Genomic DNA, 2188 nt, shown 5'->3' on the forward strand with positions numbered 1-2188 from the left:
GATTTACGGGACCAGTCTGTCCAAAATCAGAAAGAATTCATCCATCAATTGTTTGAACTTGCAGCATAAGATACGATTCCGTTAGGAATATATGCGCTTTATTCTATTTTATTTTTGCACCAGAACCTCTTATCAATCTTTAAATAAGAAAGAGAATCCCAGAGTGGCCCCTCATACCCAGAATAATTTCCATACCCCAACAAGAAATAGGAAATTTATCCAAAAATATGAATAATGCGAAAATTTAATATATGCAATTTTGCATTAATGACTACAAGAATATGTTTTTTTTGTATACTCCCTAATAAGATGCATCTTTATTATACGTAGTATTAAGAGGAGAGATAGAAATGAAGAAATCCGTCGTTACATTACTAGCAACCGGAATGGTTTTAGGTGCTCCATTTTCAAGTGCCTTTGCAGCAGAACAAGTATCGCAACAAGAAGCTTTGAACAAAATGGAAGTCGTTCAAAAACAGTGGAATGATGAACAAGGAAATCCATCCTTCCTTTCAGGGGAATTATCTGATGGAAAAGTGGATTCAGAAAAAGCAGTAAAAGCGTTCCTTGAAGAAAATAAAGAATTATTTAAAATCAACCCACAAACTGACTTAACACTGAAAGAAGTAAAGTCAGATGATTTAGGAATGAAACATTATGTGTACATTCAATCTATTAATAAAGTTCCAGTTGATGGAGCACGTTTCATTGTTCATACAAATCGTGATGGAAAAGTAACAACAGTAAACGGAGACGTACATCCCGCTGCTGCTGACCGTTTGAAAGAAAATACAAAGGCAAAGATCTCAAATGAAACTGCCCTTTCAAATGCATGGAAACATATTAATCTAGCAAAAAAAGATACATTTGTAGAAACAAGTGGAACTCAGCTAGAACAAATTAAAGAAACCGCAAAATCTACAAATGAAAAGGCAGATTTAGTTGTTTATGAAAAAGACGGGAATTATTACTTAACTTATAAAGTACAATTACAATTCATTAAACCTTATGGAGCAAACTGGAAAATCTATGTAAACGCAGAAGATGGAACAATTGTAGATTCATATAATGCAGTTACAGATGCGGACACTCCGCAAAAAGGCTATGGCATCGGCGTATTTGGGGATCGAAAAAACCTGAATACAACTTATAGTAGTCAATCTAGAAATTACTATTTAAAAGACACAACAAAGCCGATGAATGGTGGCTTTATTGAGACAACTACAACTAATCATGGCACTGATTCCGATAATATAAAGAATTACTATCTATTCGATACAGATAATGCTTGGGTAGATAAGAACCAAGCTCCTGCAGTTGATGCTCATTTTAATGCAGGAAAAGTATATGATTATTATAAAAATGTTCATAACCGTAACAGTTTTGATGGAAAAGGTGCAACAATTCGTTCCGGAATCAATTTCGGAACAAACTACAATAATGCATTCTGGAATGGACAACAAATGGTTTATGGTGATGGTGATGGTGTTGAATTCGCACCGCTGTCAGGTTCTCTTGATGTTGTTGCGCACGAACTAACACATGCGGTAACTGAAAAGTCAGCTGAGCTTGAATACCTAAATCAATCCGGGGCACTAAATGAATCTTTTTCTGATGTATTTGGATATTTCGTTGATCCAGCCAACTGGGATTTAGGAGAAGCTGTATATACGCCTGGAGTTAAAGGAGATGCACTTCGCAGCTTATCAAATCCTGAAAAGTATGGCCAACCTACTCATATGAATGATTATCAATATTTACCACCAACAGAAGAAGGAGACAATGGCGGCGTACATATCAATAGCGGTATTCCAAATAAAGCTGCTTATTTAACAATTAATGCTATTGGTAAAGAAAAAGCAGAAAAAATCTATTACCGTGCTTTAACAACGTACCTTACACCAACAAGTGATTTCAGTAAGGCACGTGCTGCTTTATTACAATCTACTGTTGATTACTACGGTGTTAACAGTACGACATATCAAGCCGTACAAAAAGCTTGGAATGACGTAGGAGTAAAATAATAGTTTCATTGATAGAAAAATGTAAAAGGACACACTTGCTAGGAGTATCTGGCGAGGGTGTCCTTTTTCACTGTATTAGGGATGCTTTTGGTGCAAGAAATCTAGTAAACTTGGACATACTGATACTATTACTCTAAAAAAGGTGCGTGATCAGTATGGAAAAG

General features: G+C 35.6%; 1 protein-coding gene. It reads left to right on the forward strand.

Going from position 1 to position 2188, the window contains the following annotated elements; translation table 11 throughout:
• The first annotated feature begins 350 nt into the window (after nucleotides 1-350).
• Nucleotides 351-2024, forward strand: coding sequence for a M4 family metallopeptidase (locus tag CQZ94_RS30475; RefSeq protein WP_105588404.1), 1674 nt, complete (start codon nucleotides 351-353; stop codon nucleotides 2022-2024).
• Nucleotides 2025-2188: the final 164 nt, after the last annotated feature.

The organism is Bacillus sp. MYb209 (genome assembly GCF_002975175.1).
GTDB lineage: Bacteria > Bacillota > Bacilli > Bacillales > Bacillaceae_G > Bacillus_A.